The sequence below is a fragment of the Clostridioides sp. ES-S-0049-02 genome (assembly GCF_020658465.1).
In the GTDB taxonomy this organism is placed as follows: domain Bacteria; phylum Bacillota; class Clostridia; order Peptostreptococcales; family Peptostreptococcaceae; genus Clostridioides.
In genome coordinates, this window is sequence record NZ_JACVWG010000002.1 from 380,368 (window position 1) to 396,250 (window position 15,883).

Sequence of the window (15,883 nt, forward strand, 5' to 3'; positions counted from 1 at the left end):
TAATAACTAAACGTTTAATTATTAATTTACATAATAAAAGATTATAAAGTCCATCTAATATTGATATTTGATGGATTTTTTTATTGTAAAGAGATATAACTTAGTTGTATAAATAATAAAATAGTGAAAAGTTTAAGGTATGAATGAAAGATTGCATGCTATATAAATTAATAGTAATATCTATTGTAAGATATACTATATTAAATTGAGTGAAATATCTTTTGTCATATATTAGAATTACTTTATGAGCTTAGATGTTAATTATAATCTTATAAAAGTAGAATACATATTTAGGAGGAGAACTTAATGTCTTTAAATTCAATAGATAGAAAAAAAGAAATATTAGAACTGCTAGATGCAAAAGGAAAGGTGAATACTAAAGAATTAGTAAAAAAACTAGAAGTATCATCGGAAACAATAAGAAGGTATTTGGAAGAATTAGAAAGTGAAAATAAGTTAAAAAAGGTTTATGGTGGTGCTGTAAAAATAAATTATGGAGTAATTGAGCCAGAACATATAAAAAGAAATAGCACTAATTTAGAGAAGAAACAAAGTATTGCTAAGTATGCAGCTAAATTTGTGAATGATAATGAATCAATTGTAATAGATGAAGGGACTACTAATTTACAAATTGTGGATTACATAGTTTCTATAAAAAATCTAAAGGTTATCACCAGTTCTTATCCTGTGCTATCAAAGTTGATTTCATATGAAAACCAAGGCGTATTTGATGGAGAAGTTATATTCATTGGTGGTAAAGTAAATTTAAAACATCAAAGAACAGCATGTCAGATGTCAATAGATGCTATGAAAAACTTATATGTAGATAAAGCATTTATATCTAGTGAAGGTATAATTGACAGCTTTGGAATTAGTAGCATAGACCAAAGTAAAGCTTTATTGTCAAAAGAGTATATAAGAAATTCAAAGGAAAGTTTTGTATTATGTGATAGTTCTAAGATAGGAATTGTAAGTATGTACAAGATAGCTGATTTGAATGAATTAGATTTTGTTATTTGTGATGCAGAACCTCCAAATGAATGGAGAGATAAATTAAATGAATCAAATATAACATGGATAGAAGCAAAATAGAAATGATAAAAATTCATAGATTTAACCTAGAAAGAAGATTACAAATTTTAATTTTTTGTATAGAGTTTTAATGTGATTTTTATATTGAAAACTAAAAACAAGTAAAAACAACTAAAAACATAAATTTAATATACATTTAACCTAAATATGATGTATAATTAACATGAAAAAGTTATACTTTAAAAGTAAAAACAATTAAAAACACAAAAATTCTAAATGAGAATCTATGGAGGTTATAAATATGAAAAAGTTATATGGAGAAAAAATAAAGGCAGTAGTATTTGACTGGGCTGGAACAACAGTAGATTATGGATGTTTTGCACCTCTTAATGTATTTATAGAGATATTTAAAAGAAGAGGTATAGATGTAACAATGGAAGAAGCAAGAAAACCTATGGGAAAATTAAAAATAGATCATATAAGAGAAATGTGCGAAATGGATAGAATAAAAAATATTTGGGCAGAGAATTTTGGAGGATTTCCAACAGAGGAAGATGTAAACAAACTTTATGCTGAATTTGAACCTATGTTATTTGAAACTCTAGAAGAGTATACAACTCCAATTCCTCATGTTGTTGAAACTATTGAGAGATTAAGACAAAATGGATTAAAAATAGGTTCTACAACAGGTTATACAAGAGAAATGATGAATATAGTTGAACCAAATGCAGCTAAAAAGGGATATTCACCAGATTTTCTTGTAACTCCATCAGAAGTATCTCAAGGAAGACCATATCCTTGGATGTGTTATAAAAACGCTGAAGCTTTGGGAGTATCTCCAATGAGTGCTATGGTAAAAGTTGGAGATACATTAAGTGATGTAAAAGAAGGTGTAAATGCTGGAATGTGGAGTGTTGCTGTAATAAAAGGTTCAAGTGAATTAGGACTTACACAAGAAGAAGTAGAAAATATGGATAAAGAAGAATTAAAAGTTAAGATGGAAGCAGTTTCAAAGAAATTTAAAGAAGCAGGAGCACATTTTGTTATAGAAACTATGGCTGAATTAGAAGATGTTTTAGTAAAAATAGAAAATGAAACAATTAAGTCAGATTTTGTACCAGAAAATGATTACATATTACTTACACCAGGACCATTATCTACTACTAAATCAGTAAGAGCATCTATGTTAAAAGATTGGTGTACATGGGATGTTGAATATAATGATTTGGTACAAGATGTTAGAAGAAGACTAGTATCTTTAGCTACAAAAAATACAGAAAAATACACAAGTGTATTAATGCAAGGTAGTGGTACTTTCTCAGTGGAAGCTACAATAGGAAGCACTATTCCAAAGAATGGTAAACTTCTTGTAATTGCAAATGGAGCATATGGGAAGAGAATGAAGGACATATGCAGTTATTTAAATATAGAATATGTTGACTGTACATTTAGTGATGTAGAAGCAGTTGACTTAAACAGAGTGGAAAATTTATTGAAAGAAAATAAAGATATTACACATATATCAATGGTTCATTGTGAAACTACTACAGGTAGATTAAATCCTATACAAGATATAGGTAAGATTGCAAAAAAATATAATAAAGTTTATATAGTTGATGCAATGAGTAGTTTTGGTGGAATTAAAATTGATGTTGAAGACTTTAATATAGATTTTTTAGTGAGTAGCTCTAATAAATGTATACAAGGAGTACCAGGATTTGGTTTTATAATAGCTAACAGAGAAGAATTAGCTAAATGCAAAGGAATTGCTAAATCTTTATCTCTTGATGTATACGCTCAATGGGAAACTATGGAGAATAATAATGGTAAATGGAGATTTACTTCTCCTACACATGTTGTAAGAGCTTTTTATCAAGCATTACTAGAGCTAGAGGAAGAAGGTTCTGTTGAAAAAAGATATGCTAGATATAAAGAAAATCAATTTACAATATCTTCGAGATTAAAATCTCTAGGGTTTGATACATTGGTGAATGATGATGCTCAATCACCTGTAATAACAACTTTCCTATATCCTAAGAATGCAAAATTTGAATTTATGGAATTCTACACTTATCTAAAAGAAAATGGATTTGTTATTTATCCAGGTAAATTGACTGATGTAGATACATTCAGAATAGGAAGTATAGGAGAAGTTTATCCAAAAGATATGGATAGATTAGCTGAGGTAATCGAGAAATTTATCAACATGTAGATTATATAAGTTCATTGATAGGTTATAAAGTTTAGAGACAAGTATATGTAAATAGTTAAATAATAGAGGGTATTTTATTTGAATTGGAAATCTAAGAAAGATTCATAGTTCATATAAAATATTTCCTCTATTATTTTTTTGTCTGTCTTTAAAGGAGCATTGTTTTATTCATCGAGATTATTATACTTGACAACGTAACAATGTTTTGTTATATTATATTCAAGAACAAAATAAGTTATTGAAAGGAAATCATTATGGATGGAGAATTACGTTCGCTAAATTTTAATGGAATGGGAAAATGTAAAGGTGGAATTTTTGATGAAGTTAATATAGCAGGTACAGGAAAAATAGATGGAAATATAAAATGTAATAAATTTGATTCTTCAGGTTCAGCAAAAGTGATTGGAACAACAGAATGTAATGAGTTTTTTACAGCAGGATTGAGTAAAATTGAAGGAAATATATTGGCATCACAAGTGACAATATTTGGACTTCTTAAGTGTACTGGAGACATAAATTCAAGTAAAGTTAAATCTGGAGGAATTATCAATGTTGGAGGAAACTTAAAGTCAGATATTATTAGCGGAGAAGGATGTCTAAAAATCAATAAGAGCGTAGAATGCGAAAGTGTTGACTTAAGTGGAATTTTGGATTGTAATGGATTTTTAAATTGTGAAGAACTCAAGATAAGTTTGCATGGAACTTCTAATCTAAACGAAGTTGGTGCATGTAGTGTAAATATAAAAAAGGGACATGGCGATTATTGTAAAAGCTTTTATAGAGCCGAAAAAAAGAGTGGAGATTTTGAAAAGGCATCTTCTAATCTTAGAAATCTAGGTCTACTGTCAGTTAAAAAATATACAGAAAGTAGATTATTAGCAAATGTTATAGAAGCAGATGAAATCAGCTTAGAAAATAGTGAAGTTAAAATTGTAAGAGGTAAAAATATTAACATAGGCAAAGGTTGTTATATAGAGAGTTTGGAGTACAGTGAAAATATAGATATTGATGAAAGTTCAATAGTTGTTGAAATAAAGAATGTAAATGGAAAAGTAAATCTAAATAAAGATAAGTAATATTTAGGCTTAAAATAAAATTTAAAATGAGGTAATGATATGGAAAATGGAACTATAAAAATACTTGGAGAAGGATTTATCAATAGTGGAGAATATGAAAGTATAAAAATTATGGGAAGTGCTAGGTCAAAAGGAAATGTAAAATGTAATGAAGTAAATGTATTTGGAAATGTAAAGTTTGATGGAGATATTAGTATAAAAAACTTTGTAGTAAATGGAAAAGCTACTATAAAAGGGAGTCTTAAAGCTGAACGTGTAAGGGTTAATGGGCAACTTAGTATAGATGGAGATGCAGAAATAGATGACTTGATTATAACTGCTCAACAGAAAATTAATGGAAATTTAAAGTGTAATAATGTTACAGTAAAAGGTCAATTAATTGTAAGTGAAAGTATTTATGCACAGGATATAAAAGTTTATGGTGAAATGAGAAATAAAGAAAATATAGAATGTGAAGATATAAAGGTTCACGGAGCAATAAAATGTGATGGTCTTTTAAATGGAGAAAACATATATATCTATTCAGGAGGAGGTTCTTATTGTAAGGAGATAGGAGCAACTAATATAGAAATAGGTAGAAGTAAAGATATTTTTACATTTGGGATTAAATTTATTAACATTTTTTCAGGCAAATTTAAATGCAATTTGATAGAGGGAGATTCTATTGAATTAGAAGATGTTTCAATAAAGGATATACGAGGAAAAAGCATATCCTTAGTAAGCAATTGTGATGTTGAAAATATTGAATACAGTGACAAGTTGTTAGTTTCAGATAATTCGAGTGTAAAAAATAGTACAAAGGTGGGCTAGAAAAATTATGGAAGAATTGATATCTAAGAAAGATTTATTAAGCAAAACTAATATATCTTATGGGCAGCTATATAGATGGAAAAGAAAAAATATAATACCAGAAGAATGGTTTATAAAAAAATCAGCTTTTACAGGTCAAGAGACGTTTTTTCCAAGAGATAAAATACTAGAGAGAATAGAGTTAATACTATCTATGAAAGAAGATACATCTCTTGATGATATTGCAAACATGTTTACAAAAAAAGATACCAATAAAGAGTTTGACATTGACTTTATTTTAGAGAAGGAAGCTATATGTAATTACACAAAAGAAATATTTCAAAATTTATATAAAAAAGAACAGAGTATAGGCAAAAAGGAATTGCTTATATTGAGTATAATAGAGAAATTTTTAGTTAAATCCACAATAACATTTGAAGAATTAAAATTAATAGTAAATATAATAGAAGAAAATTTTAAATCAATATACAATGAAAATGGAAGAATTTATTTGTTTAGGAAGTTTGGTGTTCCATTTGTAATAGGATGCTTGGATTATAAACAAGTAAAATTTGAAAAGGATGTAGTTAAAATTGTTGAAATTGACTTAATGAAAGAAATAAATGATATAAGTATTAAGTTATCATAGTAGATTATTGTAGATTACTTATTATGTAGGAAAAGAGTTAGGATTTAAGTATGTGGAAAACGCACACTAATGCAAAAGTGTGCGTTTTTATTTTTCTATAAATTTTCTTAAATACTACATTTTTTTGAGAGTTTAAATATCCTATTGACTATAGTCCTAATTAGTACTATACTAAAATAGTACTGATTAGTACTTTTATATTGGGAGGGATATTATGGAAATTCGTGAACAAATTAAACTTGTAAATGCTGTTTTAAGTGGAACTTTAGATTTATACAGGGTATGGGCTAAAAAGCATGATTTAAATTATAATGCATTAGTTATCTTATATACTTTAGATGAGTATAAGGTATGTACGCAAAAGCAAATTTGTGAGTGGTGGGCTTTACCTAAACAGACGGTACATGGGATTTTGATGGAATTTGAAAAGAAGGGATATATTACTATTTCGTCTAATTCTGAAAATAAAAGAGAGCGTCTGGTTTCTTTTACAAAGAGTGGAAAACAATTTACTGATTCAATATTAGAACCACTTCATAGCATGGAAGAAAAGGCTATTGAAAAATTAGGAGATGAAAAATGGAATCAACTTATTGCTTGTAATACTGCATACTATGAATTGTTAAAGGAGGAAATTAAAAATGGATAATGTATTAGCTAAAAAATTTACATTTACTTCTTTACTATCTTTTGCAATTCCTAATGTTATTATGATGATTAGTTTATCTATGTACATTATTGTTGATGGTATGTTTATTTCTCGTTTGCTTGGTACAATAGCATTATCATCTACGAATATGGTATATCCAGCTATCAGTTTTGAAATGGCTGTAGCAATCATGGTTGCAACAGGTGGAAGTGCTATAGTTGCTAGAAAGATGGGGGAAGGAAAACAAGAGGAAGCAAGAAAAAATTTGAGTTTCTTAATCATTGTAGAAATATTGATTGGTATTTTTATTGCTATTATTGGAAACTTGTTTATTGATGAAATTATTTTGTTTTTAGGTGCAAGTTCAATACAAGCTCCTTTGTGTATTACTTATGCTAAAATACTTTTTAGCTTTGCACCTGCATTTTTTCTTCAAACAGCATTTCAGACTTTTCTGGTTACTTCTGGTAAACCAACACTTGGTCTGATTGTTACGTTGTTAGCTGGAGTTGTGAATATTGTGCTGGATTATATCTTTATGGTTCCATTGAATATGGGTATTGCTGGTGCAGCGATTGCAACTGGATTAGGTTATTGTATTCCTGCAATTGTAGGTTTAGCCTATTTCTTTTTTGCAAGAAATAATCCTCTGCACTTTGTGAAACCAGAACTAAATTGGAATGTGCTTTTTCGTTCTTGTACAAATGGGTCATCGGAAATGGTAACAAACTTAGCAAATGCTGTAACAACATTTATGTTTAACTATACTTTTTTGCAATATTATGGTGAAAATGGTGTTGCTTCTATAACAATTATCCTGTATTTCCAATACATCTTTACAGCTATTTATTTTGGCTATTCCAATGGAATAGCTCCAATTATCAGTTTTAAATATGGACATGGTGATAAAAAGCAACTACAAGATATATTTAAGAACAGTATATTATTTTTGATTATTAGTTCAATAGTATCGAATATTTTAATTCATTTGACTATAACAAAGTCATTGACTATTTTTACTTCAATTAACAGTGATGTTTACAATATTACACTTTATGGTTTTTCCTTCTATTCTCTAGCTTTTGTGATTATGGGATTTGGTATTTTTTCTTCTGCAATGTTTACAGCATTTTCTGATGGGAAAACATCAGCTATTATATCCTTTTCTAGAACGTTTATTTTTATTTTAGGTGCTATTCTTATTCTTCCAAATATATTTGGAGAAATAGGAGTTTGGATAGCTGTCCCTGTTGCAGAATTTTTAGGGTTATTTATTTCTCTTTTATTTTTGATTAGAAAAAAACATTATGGCTATTGTAAATAAAACCTTAATTAAGGTCAATCCTATTACTCATACTACAACAGATAAGAATGTAAAAAGCAAGTTGTGAAATAAGATAGAAGTATACCCCAACAATACGAAATATATTGTTACAATATGTGGTGTAGGATATAAATTCAATGACAAATTGAAACAGCAAAAGGAGAAGTGCCATTTTTAATAATTGCACTTCTCTTTATTTTTATTGTATCAAAGTCTTTGATAAATATTAAATAAGTGGTAAAATTAGTTCTCAAGTTTTTTTATACTTTTAGAATACTGTATTTAATGGATAATATCATTTTTATAATATAATTTCATATTAGAATAATCTAATATTTATAAAACTAGATAGTATCAATGTAATAAATTGCTTAAATACAGTAGATTATTTTTACTTATTCAAATAATGAATTTTTAAAGTCCAAGAAATATCCTTGTGGATGAAGACAAACAGGGCAAGCTTTTGGAGCTTCTTTACCAATATGAATATGTCCACAGTTTGTACATATCCATTGGATATCTTCATTTCTTCTAAATAAAGTACCTTCTTCTAAATCAGTAGCATATCTACCAAATCTATCACCATGAACTTTTTCTATTTCAGCTATATTTTCAAATAATTTAGCTATAGCTTCAAAACCTTCTTCACGTGCTGTTTTTCCAAAGTTTTTATATACATCATCCCACTCTTGAAGCTCATTATGTTGTGCAGCTTTAAGATGTTGAGCTGTTTTATCATATAAATCTACAGGATATGCTCCTGATATACTTATATTTTCTCCAGCAAATTCTTTTAATTTAGTAAAAAATTGTTTTGCATGTGACTTTTCTTGGTCAGCAGTATAATTAAATAAAGATTCTATTATATATAATCCTTCTTTTTTTGCTACAGATGCAGAAATATTATATCTATTTCTAGCCTGGCTTTCACCTGCAAAAGCTCTCAATAAATTTTCTTTAGTTTTACTGTCTTTTAAATTCATATTATACCTCTCTATTAACAATAAATTTTTACAATATTTGATTCTTTTTATTTATTATTCCAAAACTAGATATAATTATGCTCAATTTAGTCAGCATTTTTGAAATTATTATTGATTTTTTTTAAAATTCTAAGAAATTCTTGCTTTTCCTTTTCTGTGATATTACAGTAGGCTGTTTCTTTAACTTGTGATGAAATACTATTGAATGTATCCTCTATTAGCATTGCTTTCTTTGTAAGTTTTATATATGTAATACGTTTGTCATTGTCACTCTTTTGTCTTTCTATATATCCTAGACTTATAAGTTTATTAACTAATACTGTAACAGTAGATTTGTCTTTTCCTATTTTAGTTGCAATTTCTTTCATTGTAAGTATTCCATTATTTTCATAAAGTGCAGTGAGTATATTTCCATGTGTAGGCAACAATTCATTTAAACCGTTTTTATTGAGTTTATTTTCAATGAATTTAAGCATATTAGCTTTTGTCTTACTTATAAAATGTATAATATATTTATCTTCCATAAATTAATCTCCAATCTTTAAATTATTTGAGGTACTTTGAAATAAAAAGCAGTTTGACATAAAACTATTTTTCAACTATAATTAGTTTAACATAAAACTAAATGTATTGGGAGGAAATTTATGAGTAAAAATTTTAAATCACTATATATTACAGAAGAAGAGGGACGTTTTAAGAGAAATATAATCGAAAGAGATATAGATGAACTACCAGAAGGAGATGTTCTGATAAAAGTAAAATATTCTTCACTAAATTATAAGGATGCACTTTCAGCAAATGGAAATAAGGGTGTAACTAGAAAATATCCTCACACTCCAGGAATAGATGCATCTGGTGTAGTAGAATTTAGTAGTTGTGATGATTTTAAAGTTGGAGATGAAGTTTTGGTAACAGGTTATGATTTAGGAATGAACACCTCTGGAGGATTTTCAGAATATATAAGAGTTCCTTCTAATTGGGTTGTCAAACTTCCAACTAATCTTTCTCTAAAAGAAGCAATGGATTATGGTACAGCAGGATTTACAGCAGCTTTATCTGTATATAAATTTGTAAATACTGTAGACAAAGATATGGGAGATGTACTAGTTACTGGTGGTACTGGAGGAGTTGCTGTGATTGCAACTAAAATATTAGTTAAATTGGGATATTCAGTTGCAGTTTCAACAGGAAAATTGGAAGAACAAAAAGACACATTATTAAAACTAGGTGTTAAAGATGTTATACATAGATCAGAAGTAGATGATAATTCAGGGAGACCTCTACTTAGACCAAGATGGGCTGGAGTAATAGATACAGTAGGAGGAAATACTTTATCAACAGCAATAAAGACAACTAATTATTGTGGAGCAGTTACAACATGTGGTAATGCAGGTGGAATTGATTTTACAAGTTCAGTATATCCATTTATATTAAAAGGTGTTACTTTATATGGTATAGATTCTGTAGATTGTCCAATGAATTTGAGATTAAAAATATGGGACTTATTGTCAAATGAATGGAAGCTAGAAGATTTAGATGACATGGTAACTGTAGTATCATTAAATGAATTGAGTAAAAGCATAGATTCAATAATAGAAGGAAAGCATGTAGGAAGAACAGTAGTTGATTTAGGATTGTAGTGAAGGTTAGGTTTATAGTTAAGTTAACTGATTCTGAATATATAATTGGTTCTTAATATATAGTTAAGTAAGTTTTAATGTAAAACTATAACATCAAATCATAAAATAAAAAATGAGATACCTTAAAATTATTTTATTTAAGAGTATCTCATTTTGATTTTTATGTAAAAAGTTTATGTAAAGATTTTGGATAAAAAGACTATTCGTGAACAATTAATTCAAATACATCAGGTCTTGAATAGTGACCCTCTGAATCAAAATCTAGTCTACTAAGAACTATTTGTTCTAAATCTAAATCAGCTATTAATATTTCTTCTTTATTGAAAATAGGGCCTGCTACATATTTTCCAAAAGGGTCAACTATGCAACTTCCACCTGGACACATAATCTCTGGTTCTGCATCAAGTTCTTTATAATAGTTAAGGTCAGTTGGGTACATATTTTTTTCAACATATTGATTGCATCCAATAACAAAGCATCTTCCTTCTAAAGCGATATGCTTCATAGTTGATTGCCACTCTTCTCTTGAATCAGCAGTAGGGGCTATATAAAGTTTTACACCTTTAGCATAAAGAGCTGTTCTAGCTAGTGGCATGTAGTTTTCCCAGCAAATTAATGAACCCATTTTCCCATATGGAGTATCAACAACTGTAAGAGTGCTTCCATCACCTTCACCCCAAATGCATCTTTCTGTTCCTGTAGGTTTAAGTTTTCTATGTTTACCAATAAGTTTACCTTCTGGTGAGAAAAATAAGTTTGTACAATAAAGAGTGCAATTTATATCGTTTCCATCTCTTTCTGTTATTCCCATTGATAGATATACTCCTGCTTCTTGGGCTGCTTTTCCTAATAAATCTGTTGTAGCACTAGGTACTGGTACAGAATTATCATAGTATCTTTTCCAATCTTCTCTACCTTTCATTGTTCTACTTCCAACAACAAATCCAAATGAAAGTCCTCTTGGATATGCAGGTATAAATGCTTCTGGGAAAACTACTATATTTGCCCCTTTTCTACCAGCGTCTTTAATTAATTCTAATGCTTTTTCAACAGTTTTATCTAAGTCCATTATAATTGGTGATGCCTGAACAACAGCAATTCTTACATTTTTATTTTCTTTGTTCATAAAAACCTCCTAAAAAATATTTGAATTTGTTGATTTGAACAGATTACATCAGGTTTTATTTGAGAAAAAAGTATCTTATCTTGTAAATAATGATGTAACTGTATATTTAAAATGATACATCATGATTTAGCAAATTACAATTATACAAAAAAATAATTCATATTAAGTACTTTTTTTATTAACATATAATATTAATTTTTCACATCAATATTATGACTATTAAATTATAATATTTATAATGAATAGTATTTATTTCTTGGCGAACAATAATTAAAAATGAGATTTTCATATATTAATATTAGTTAATATTAAAAAAAATAAGCTTAATGAAATATGAATAATTAATTATAAAATACTAAAATAAATTTATCAAAATAGACAATTTAAGGAGAACTTTATGAAAGAAAAAATTTATTATAATGGAAATATCCTTACAATGGAAGATTCAATATGTGGAGATGCTATTCTTATAAAAGATAAAATAATAAAAAAAATAGGAACAAAAGAAGAAATTCTAGCTTTAAAAAATAATGAAACAGAAGTCATAGATTTGCAGGGTAAAACATTGATGCCTTCCTTTATAGATTCACACAGTCATTTGACAGCTTTTGCTACTACCCTAAGATTAGTTCCTTTAGAAGATGCAACTAGCTTTAAAGATATAGTAAAGAAAATACAAGATTTTAAAGATTCAAATGATATAAAAAAGGGTGAATGGATAATTGGTTTTTCGTATGATAACAATTTTTTAGAAGAAAATATTCATCCAGATAAAGATTTATTAGATAGTGCATCTTTAGAAAATCCAATACTAATTTCACATGCTTCTGGTCACATGGGAGTTGCAAATACTTTAGGATTAAAAAAATTAGGTGTTACTCATGAAACACAAGACCCAGAAGGAGGGCATATAGGCAGAGTCAAAGGGAGTAAAGAGCCAAATGGATACTTGGAGGAAAATGCCTTTTTTAAAGTATCATCTAAAATAAAACAACCATCATTAGATGAAGTTTGTAATCTAATTGAAAAAGTACAAGATATTTATTTAAGTTATGGTATTACAACAGCACAAGAGGGATTAATGGCAGATAATCAATTTAATCTCTTAAAACTAATGTCAAATCAAAATAGACTAAAAATAGATATTGTAGGATATGTAGATTTAAAAAATAGTAAATCTGTAAAAGATGATAATAAAAATTTTGTAAAGAAATATGTAAATAAATTTAAAATAGGAGGATATAAGATATTTTTAGATGGTTCTCCTCAAGGAAAGACAGCATGGTTAACGAAACCATATGAAAATTCAGAAGATGGTTATCGTGGGTATTCTATATATAAAGATGAGGAAGTAGAGAAATTTATAAACATTTCAGTAGAAGAAAAAATGCAACTTTTAACTCATTGTAATGGGGATGCAGCGGCAGACCAGTTGATAAACTTATTTGAAAAAGTTATAACAGGAAAAAATATTAAAGATAATATGAGACCTGTGATGATACATGCTCAAACTGTAAGAGAAGACCAAATTGATGAAATGGAAAAAATAAACATGATACCCTCATACTTTGTAGCTCACACATACTATTGGGGAGATATTCATATTAAAAACCTTGGGGAAGATAGAGCATTTAAGATTAGTCCAATTAAAACAACTATAGAAAAAGGTTTAATTTATACTTTACATCAAGATACACCTGTAATAGCACCTAATATGCTTGAAACAATATGGTGTGCGGTTAATAGAATTACAAAAAAAGGAGTATTGATAGGTGAAAATGAAAAAATAAGCCCATTAGAAGCTTTAAAAGGTGTTACTATAAATGCAGCATATCAATATTTTGAAGAAGATAAAAAGGGTTCAATCAAAGAAGGTAAACTAGCTAATTTAATAATACTAGATGAAAATCCACTTACTGTTGACTCTCTTAAAATAAAAGATATTAAAGTTTTACAAACAATAGTAGAAGGGGAAGTATTATATTCATTAAAATAGATATGAATTATATTCTTTTAAATATTATGTAAAAGTATTGTATAAAAAATATTATGTAAAAATAAAATCTAATAAAATAGGTAGAGTTAAATAATATTATATGTGACTGAAGGGCTAGCTTATTAGGTCTAAAGGTTCATTGCCATAATTTTATTAATTCTGCCTTGAAAATTTGTGTTTTTAGGACACAACTATGTAGATTACCTTACTTTCAACTTCACTTGGATTTCCCCATTTATGTCTCATACCAAAAGGTATTTTTACACTATCACCTTCATTTAATTCAAATATATCATCTTCCAAACTAAGTTCAACACTTCCTTTAAGTATATAAGCAACTTCGTCTCCAGCATGCCCATTTTTTTCTTTACAGTAAGACTTAGGGGACAAATTCATAATGGCAAATTCGAATTTATTAAATGGATTATTGGATAACATTTCATATAAAATATTTTCTGATTCTGGAAAAATTACTATTTTTCTAAGATTGTTTCTTACAATTAATTCTGAATCATCAATAGAAGGAACGAAAAAAGTAATTAATGGTACATTTAAAGCATTTGAAATTGATTTTAAAAAATTTATGGATGGATTTACGCTTCCTTTTTCTATTTGACTAATTAAAGAAGGTGTAACTTTAATTAATTTAGATAAATCTTTTATACTAATGTTCTGTTTTTTTCTACATAAAGTCAATTTTTTACCTATACTTGAATTACTCATTAAAATCCTCCTATTCTAACATCTGACAAAGAATATATAAAGAATTATATCATAAGGTAAAAAAATTTATATGAAAATTGATAATTATATAAGATTGATAAAAAAAAAGTCAAAATAGATAATTGATTGCTAAAATTAGCATAATTATAATGAAAGTAAAAGTAAGATTAATGATGAAAAATTAAATTATATTAATTTAATTAAATATAATTTGACAATATGTAAAAAAGTGAGTAAAATATAACTAAATAAAAATAATAGGTTCGGATAAGACAGAAAAAGATTTCTTAACCTTAAGCAAATATACTATTATCAAAGTTAACTGAGATTAAGAGATAACATCCAATCTTAAAGTATTGAGGAGGAAAAAATGCTTGATATAAAAAGAATAAGAGAAAACTTAGATTGTATAAAAAAAGCAATGGAAAGAAGAGGTGAAAAAGCCTTTAATCTTGATGAAGTAGTTAAGTTAGATGATGAAAGAAGAAAAATTCTTCAAGAAGTTGAGGTTATGAAAAACGAATTAAATACTGCATCTAAAAATATACCAAATCTTATAAAAGAAGGTAAAGATGTAGAAAATGAAAAAATTAAGCTAAAAGAGTTATCTGACAAGATTAAAGTTATAGACCAAAACCTTAAAGATGTAGAGGAAAAAATGGAATACTTGTTAATGAGAATTCCAAATGTACCACATTCAGAAGTACCACAAGGGGAAACCGATGAAGATAATGTTGAGGTGAGAACTTGGGGTAAGACGTCTAATTTTGATTTTGAATCTAAAGCTCATTGGGAAATAGGGACTGAGTTAGGTATACTTGATTTTGAAACAGCTGGTAAAATAACTGGTTCAAGATTCACTCTTTATAAGGGATTAGGAGCTAGATTAGAAAGGGCATTATTAAATTTTTATCTAGATACAAATACAACAGTAAATGGATACACAGAAATTATTCCACCATTTATGGCAAATAGAAATAGTTTTTTGGGTACAGGACAACTACCTAAGTTTGAAGAGGATATGTTCAAAATAGAAGGATTAGATTACTTTTTAATTCCAACATCAGAAGTTCCTTTAACTAATATACATGCTAATGAAATACTTAAATTTGAGCAACTACCAATAAATTATACAGCATATACTCCTTGTTTTAGGTCAGAAGCTGGTTCTGCTGGAAGGGATACAAGAGGTTTGGTAAGACAACATCAATTTAATAAAGTAGAAATGGTAAAAATAGTAGCTCCAGAAGAATCTTACAATGAATTAGAAAAATTAACTAATAATGCTGAGAATATGCTACAATTATTAAATTTACCATATAGAGTAGTAAAAATATGTACAGGTGACTTAGGATTTACGGCTTCTTTTAAATATGATGTAGAAGTTTGGATGCCAAGTTATAACAGATATGTTGAAATTTCATCTTGTTCAAACTGTGAAGATTTTCAAGCCAGAAGAGCTGGAATAAGATTTAAAAGAGACAAAAATTCTAAAGCTGAATATGCACATACATTAAATGGTTCTGGACTGGCTATTGGAAGAAGTGTAGCAGCTATATTGGAAAATTACCAACAAGCAGATGGCTCTGTAATAGTTCCAGAAGTTTTAAGACCATATATGGGTGTTTCTGTTATTAAATAACAATTAAGATATATATTTTTAAATAATAAAGTAAGCTATAAA

At 27.8% G+C, this 15,883-nt stretch carries 14 protein-coding genes; 10 read left to right on the top strand and 4 right to left on the bottom strand.

The annotated features are described in order from the left end of the window. The first annotated feature begins 306 nt into the window (after nt 1-306). The 7 genes from IC213_RS07940 to IC213_RS07970 all read left to right on the top strand — a co-directional run bounded on the left by IC213_RS07940 (nt 307) and on the right by IC213_RS07970 (nt 7,731). Complete coding sequence (locus IC213_RS07940) at nt 307-1,092, top strand: DeoR/GlpR family DNA-binding transcription regulator (protein ID WP_227434368.1); 786 nt, start codon at nt 307-309, stop codon at nt 1,090-1,092. Between the two features lie 241 nt (nt 1,093-1,333). Next, complete coding sequence (gene phnW / locus IC213_RS21295; RefSeq protein WP_227830873.1) at nt 1,334-3,244, top strand: 2-aminoethylphosphonate--pyruvate transaminase; 1,911 nt, start codon at nt 1,334-1,336, stop codon at nt 3,242-3,244. A 254-nt stretch (nt 3,245-3,498) separates the two neighbouring features. Then, nucleotides 3,499-4,320: a hypothetical protein gene (locus IC213_RS07950; RefSeq protein WP_227862962.1), complete on the top strand. Its 822-nt coding sequence runs from the start codon at nt 3,499-3,501 to the stop codon at nt 4,318-4,320. Between the two features lie 39 nt (nt 4,321-4,359). After that, on the top strand, nt 4,360-5,130 hold the full coding sequence (locus tag IC213_RS07955) for a polymer-forming cytoskeletal protein (RefSeq protein ID WP_227830871.1): 771 nt from the start codon (nt 4,360-4,362) through the stop codon (nt 5,128-5,130). Between the two features lie 7 nt (nt 5,131-5,137). Next, nucleotides 5,138-5,758, top strand: a complete 621-nt coding sequence (locus IC213_RS07960) for a YhbD family protein (RefSeq protein WP_227434372.1) — start codon at nt 5,138-5,140, stop codon at nt 5,756-5,758. A 214-nt stretch (nt 5,759-5,972) separates the two neighbouring features. Then, complete coding sequence (locus tag IC213_RS07965; RefSeq protein WP_227434373.1) at nt 5,973-6,407, top strand: MarR family winged helix-turn-helix transcriptional regulator; 435 nt, start codon at nt 5,973-5,975, stop codon at nt 6,405-6,407. Then, a complete protein-coding gene (locus IC213_RS07970; RefSeq protein WP_227434374.1) occupies nt 6,400-7,731 on the top strand; it encodes an MATE family efflux transporter in 1,332 nt (443 codons plus the stop codon). Before IC213_RS07965 ends, IC213_RS07970 begins: the two co-directional genes overlap by 8 nt. A gap of 395 nt (nt 7,732-8,126) precedes the next feature. Here IC213_RS07970 and rbr read toward each other — a convergent pair whose 3' ends face one another. Then, on the bottom strand, nt 8,127-8,714 hold the full coding sequence (gene rbr / locus IC213_RS07975; RefSeq protein WP_227434375.1) for a rubrerythrin: 588 nt from the start codon (nt 8,712-8,714) through the stop codon (nt 8,127-8,129). A gap of 86 nt (nt 8,715-8,800) precedes the next feature. Then, nucleotides 8,801-9,238 carry a MarR family winged helix-turn-helix transcriptional regulator gene (locus IC213_RS07980; protein ID WP_227434376.1) on the bottom strand — a complete coding sequence of 146 codons (438 nt, stop codon included), beginning with the start codon at nt 9,236-9,238 and terminating at the stop codon, nt 8,801-8,803. A gap of 120 nt (nt 9,239-9,358) precedes the next feature. On the opposite strand from IC213_RS07980, the gene IC213_RS07985 reads away from it, so the two are divergent. Beyond that, entirely contained in the window at nt 9,359-10,354 is a 996-nt protein-coding gene (locus IC213_RS07985; RefSeq protein WP_227482070.1) for a YhdH/YhfP family quinone oxidoreductase, read from the top strand. 199 nt (nt 10,355-10,553) lie between these two features. Here IC213_RS07985 and IC213_RS07990 read toward each other — a convergent pair whose 3' ends face one another. Further along, a complete protein-coding gene (locus IC213_RS07990) occupies nt 10,554-11,480 on the bottom strand; it encodes a carbon-nitrogen hydrolase family protein (protein ID WP_227862963.1) in 927 nt (308 codons plus the stop codon). 397 nt (nt 11,481-11,877) lie between these two features. Between IC213_RS07990 and IC213_RS07995 the strand changes: the two genes are divergently transcribed. Continuing rightward, a complete protein-coding gene (locus tag IC213_RS07995) occupies nt 11,878-13,476 on the top strand; it encodes an amidohydrolase (RefSeq protein ID WP_227862964.1) in 1,599 nt (532 codons plus the stop codon). 180 nt (nt 13,477-13,656) lie between these two features. Here the strand turns inward: IC213_RS07995 and IC213_RS08000 are convergent, their stop codons facing one another. Further along, on the bottom strand, nt 13,657-14,199 hold the full coding sequence (locus IC213_RS08000; protein WP_227434380.1) for a helix-turn-helix domain-containing protein: 543 nt from the start codon (nt 14,197-14,199) through the stop codon (nt 13,657-13,659). 370 nt (nt 14,200-14,569) lie between these two features. Here IC213_RS08000 and serS point away from each other — a divergent pair, with 370 nt between their 5' ends. Continuing rightward, nucleotides 14,570-15,841 (top strand): serine--tRNA ligase, encoded by a 1,272-nt coding sequence (serS, locus tag IC213_RS08005; RefSeq protein WP_227482072.1) that lies wholly within the window; start codon nt 14,570-14,572, stop codon nt 15,839-15,841. Nucleotides 15,842-15,883: the final 42 nt, after the last annotated feature.

Bases quoted from the DNA above. Each gene is read 5' to 3' on its own strand.
- IC213_RS07965 (WP_227434373.1), top strand. From the start codon at position 5,973: ATGGAAATTCGTGAACAAATTAAACTTGTAAATGCTGTTTTAAGTGGA.
- IC213_RS07985 (WP_227482070.1), top strand. From the start codon at position 9,359: ATGAGTAAAAATTTTAAATCACTATATATTACAGAAGAAGAGGGACGT.
- IC213_RS07995 (WP_227862964.1), top strand. From the start codon at position 11,878: ATGAAAGAAAAAATTTATTATAATGGAAATATCCTTACAATGGAAGAT.
- IC213_RS07950 (WP_227862962.1), top strand. From the start codon at position 3,499: ATGGATGGAGAATTACGTTCGCTAAATTTTAATGGAATGGGAAAATGT.
- phnW (WP_227830873.1), top strand. From the start codon at position 1,334: ATGAAAAAGTTATATGGAGAAAAAATAAAGGCAGTAGTATTTGACTGG.
- IC213_RS07990 (WP_227862963.1), bottom strand. From the start codon at position 11,480: ATGAACAAAGAAAATAAAAATGTAAGAATTGCTGTTGTTCAGGCATCA.
- IC213_RS07980 (WP_227434376.1), bottom strand. From the start codon at position 9,238: ATGGAAGATAAATATATTATACATTTTATAAGTAAGACAAAAGCTAAT.
- rbr (WP_227434375.1), bottom strand. From the start codon at position 8,714: ATGAATTTAAAAGACAGTAAAACTAAAGAAAATTTATTGAGAGCTTTT.
- serS (WP_227482072.1), top strand. From the start codon at position 14,570: ATGCTTGATATAAAAAGAATAAGAGAAAACTTAGATTGTATAAAAAAA.
- IC213_RS08000 (WP_227434380.1), bottom strand. From the start codon at position 14,199: ATGAGTAATTCAAGTATAGGTAAAAAATTGACTTTATGTAGAAAAAAA.
- IC213_RS07940 (WP_227434368.1), top strand. From the start codon at position 307: ATGTCTTTAAATTCAATAGATAGAAAAAAAGAAATATTAGAACTGCTA.
- IC213_RS07960 (WP_227434372.1), top strand. From the start codon at position 5,138: ATGGAAGAATTGATATCTAAGAAAGATTTATTAAGCAAAACTAATATA.
- IC213_RS07970 (WP_227434374.1), top strand. From the start codon at position 6,400: ATGGATAATGTATTAGCTAAAAAATTTACATTTACTTCTTTACTATCT.
- IC213_RS07955 (WP_227830871.1), top strand. From the start codon at position 4,360: ATGGAAAATGGAACTATAAAAATACTTGGAGAAGGATTTATCAATAGT.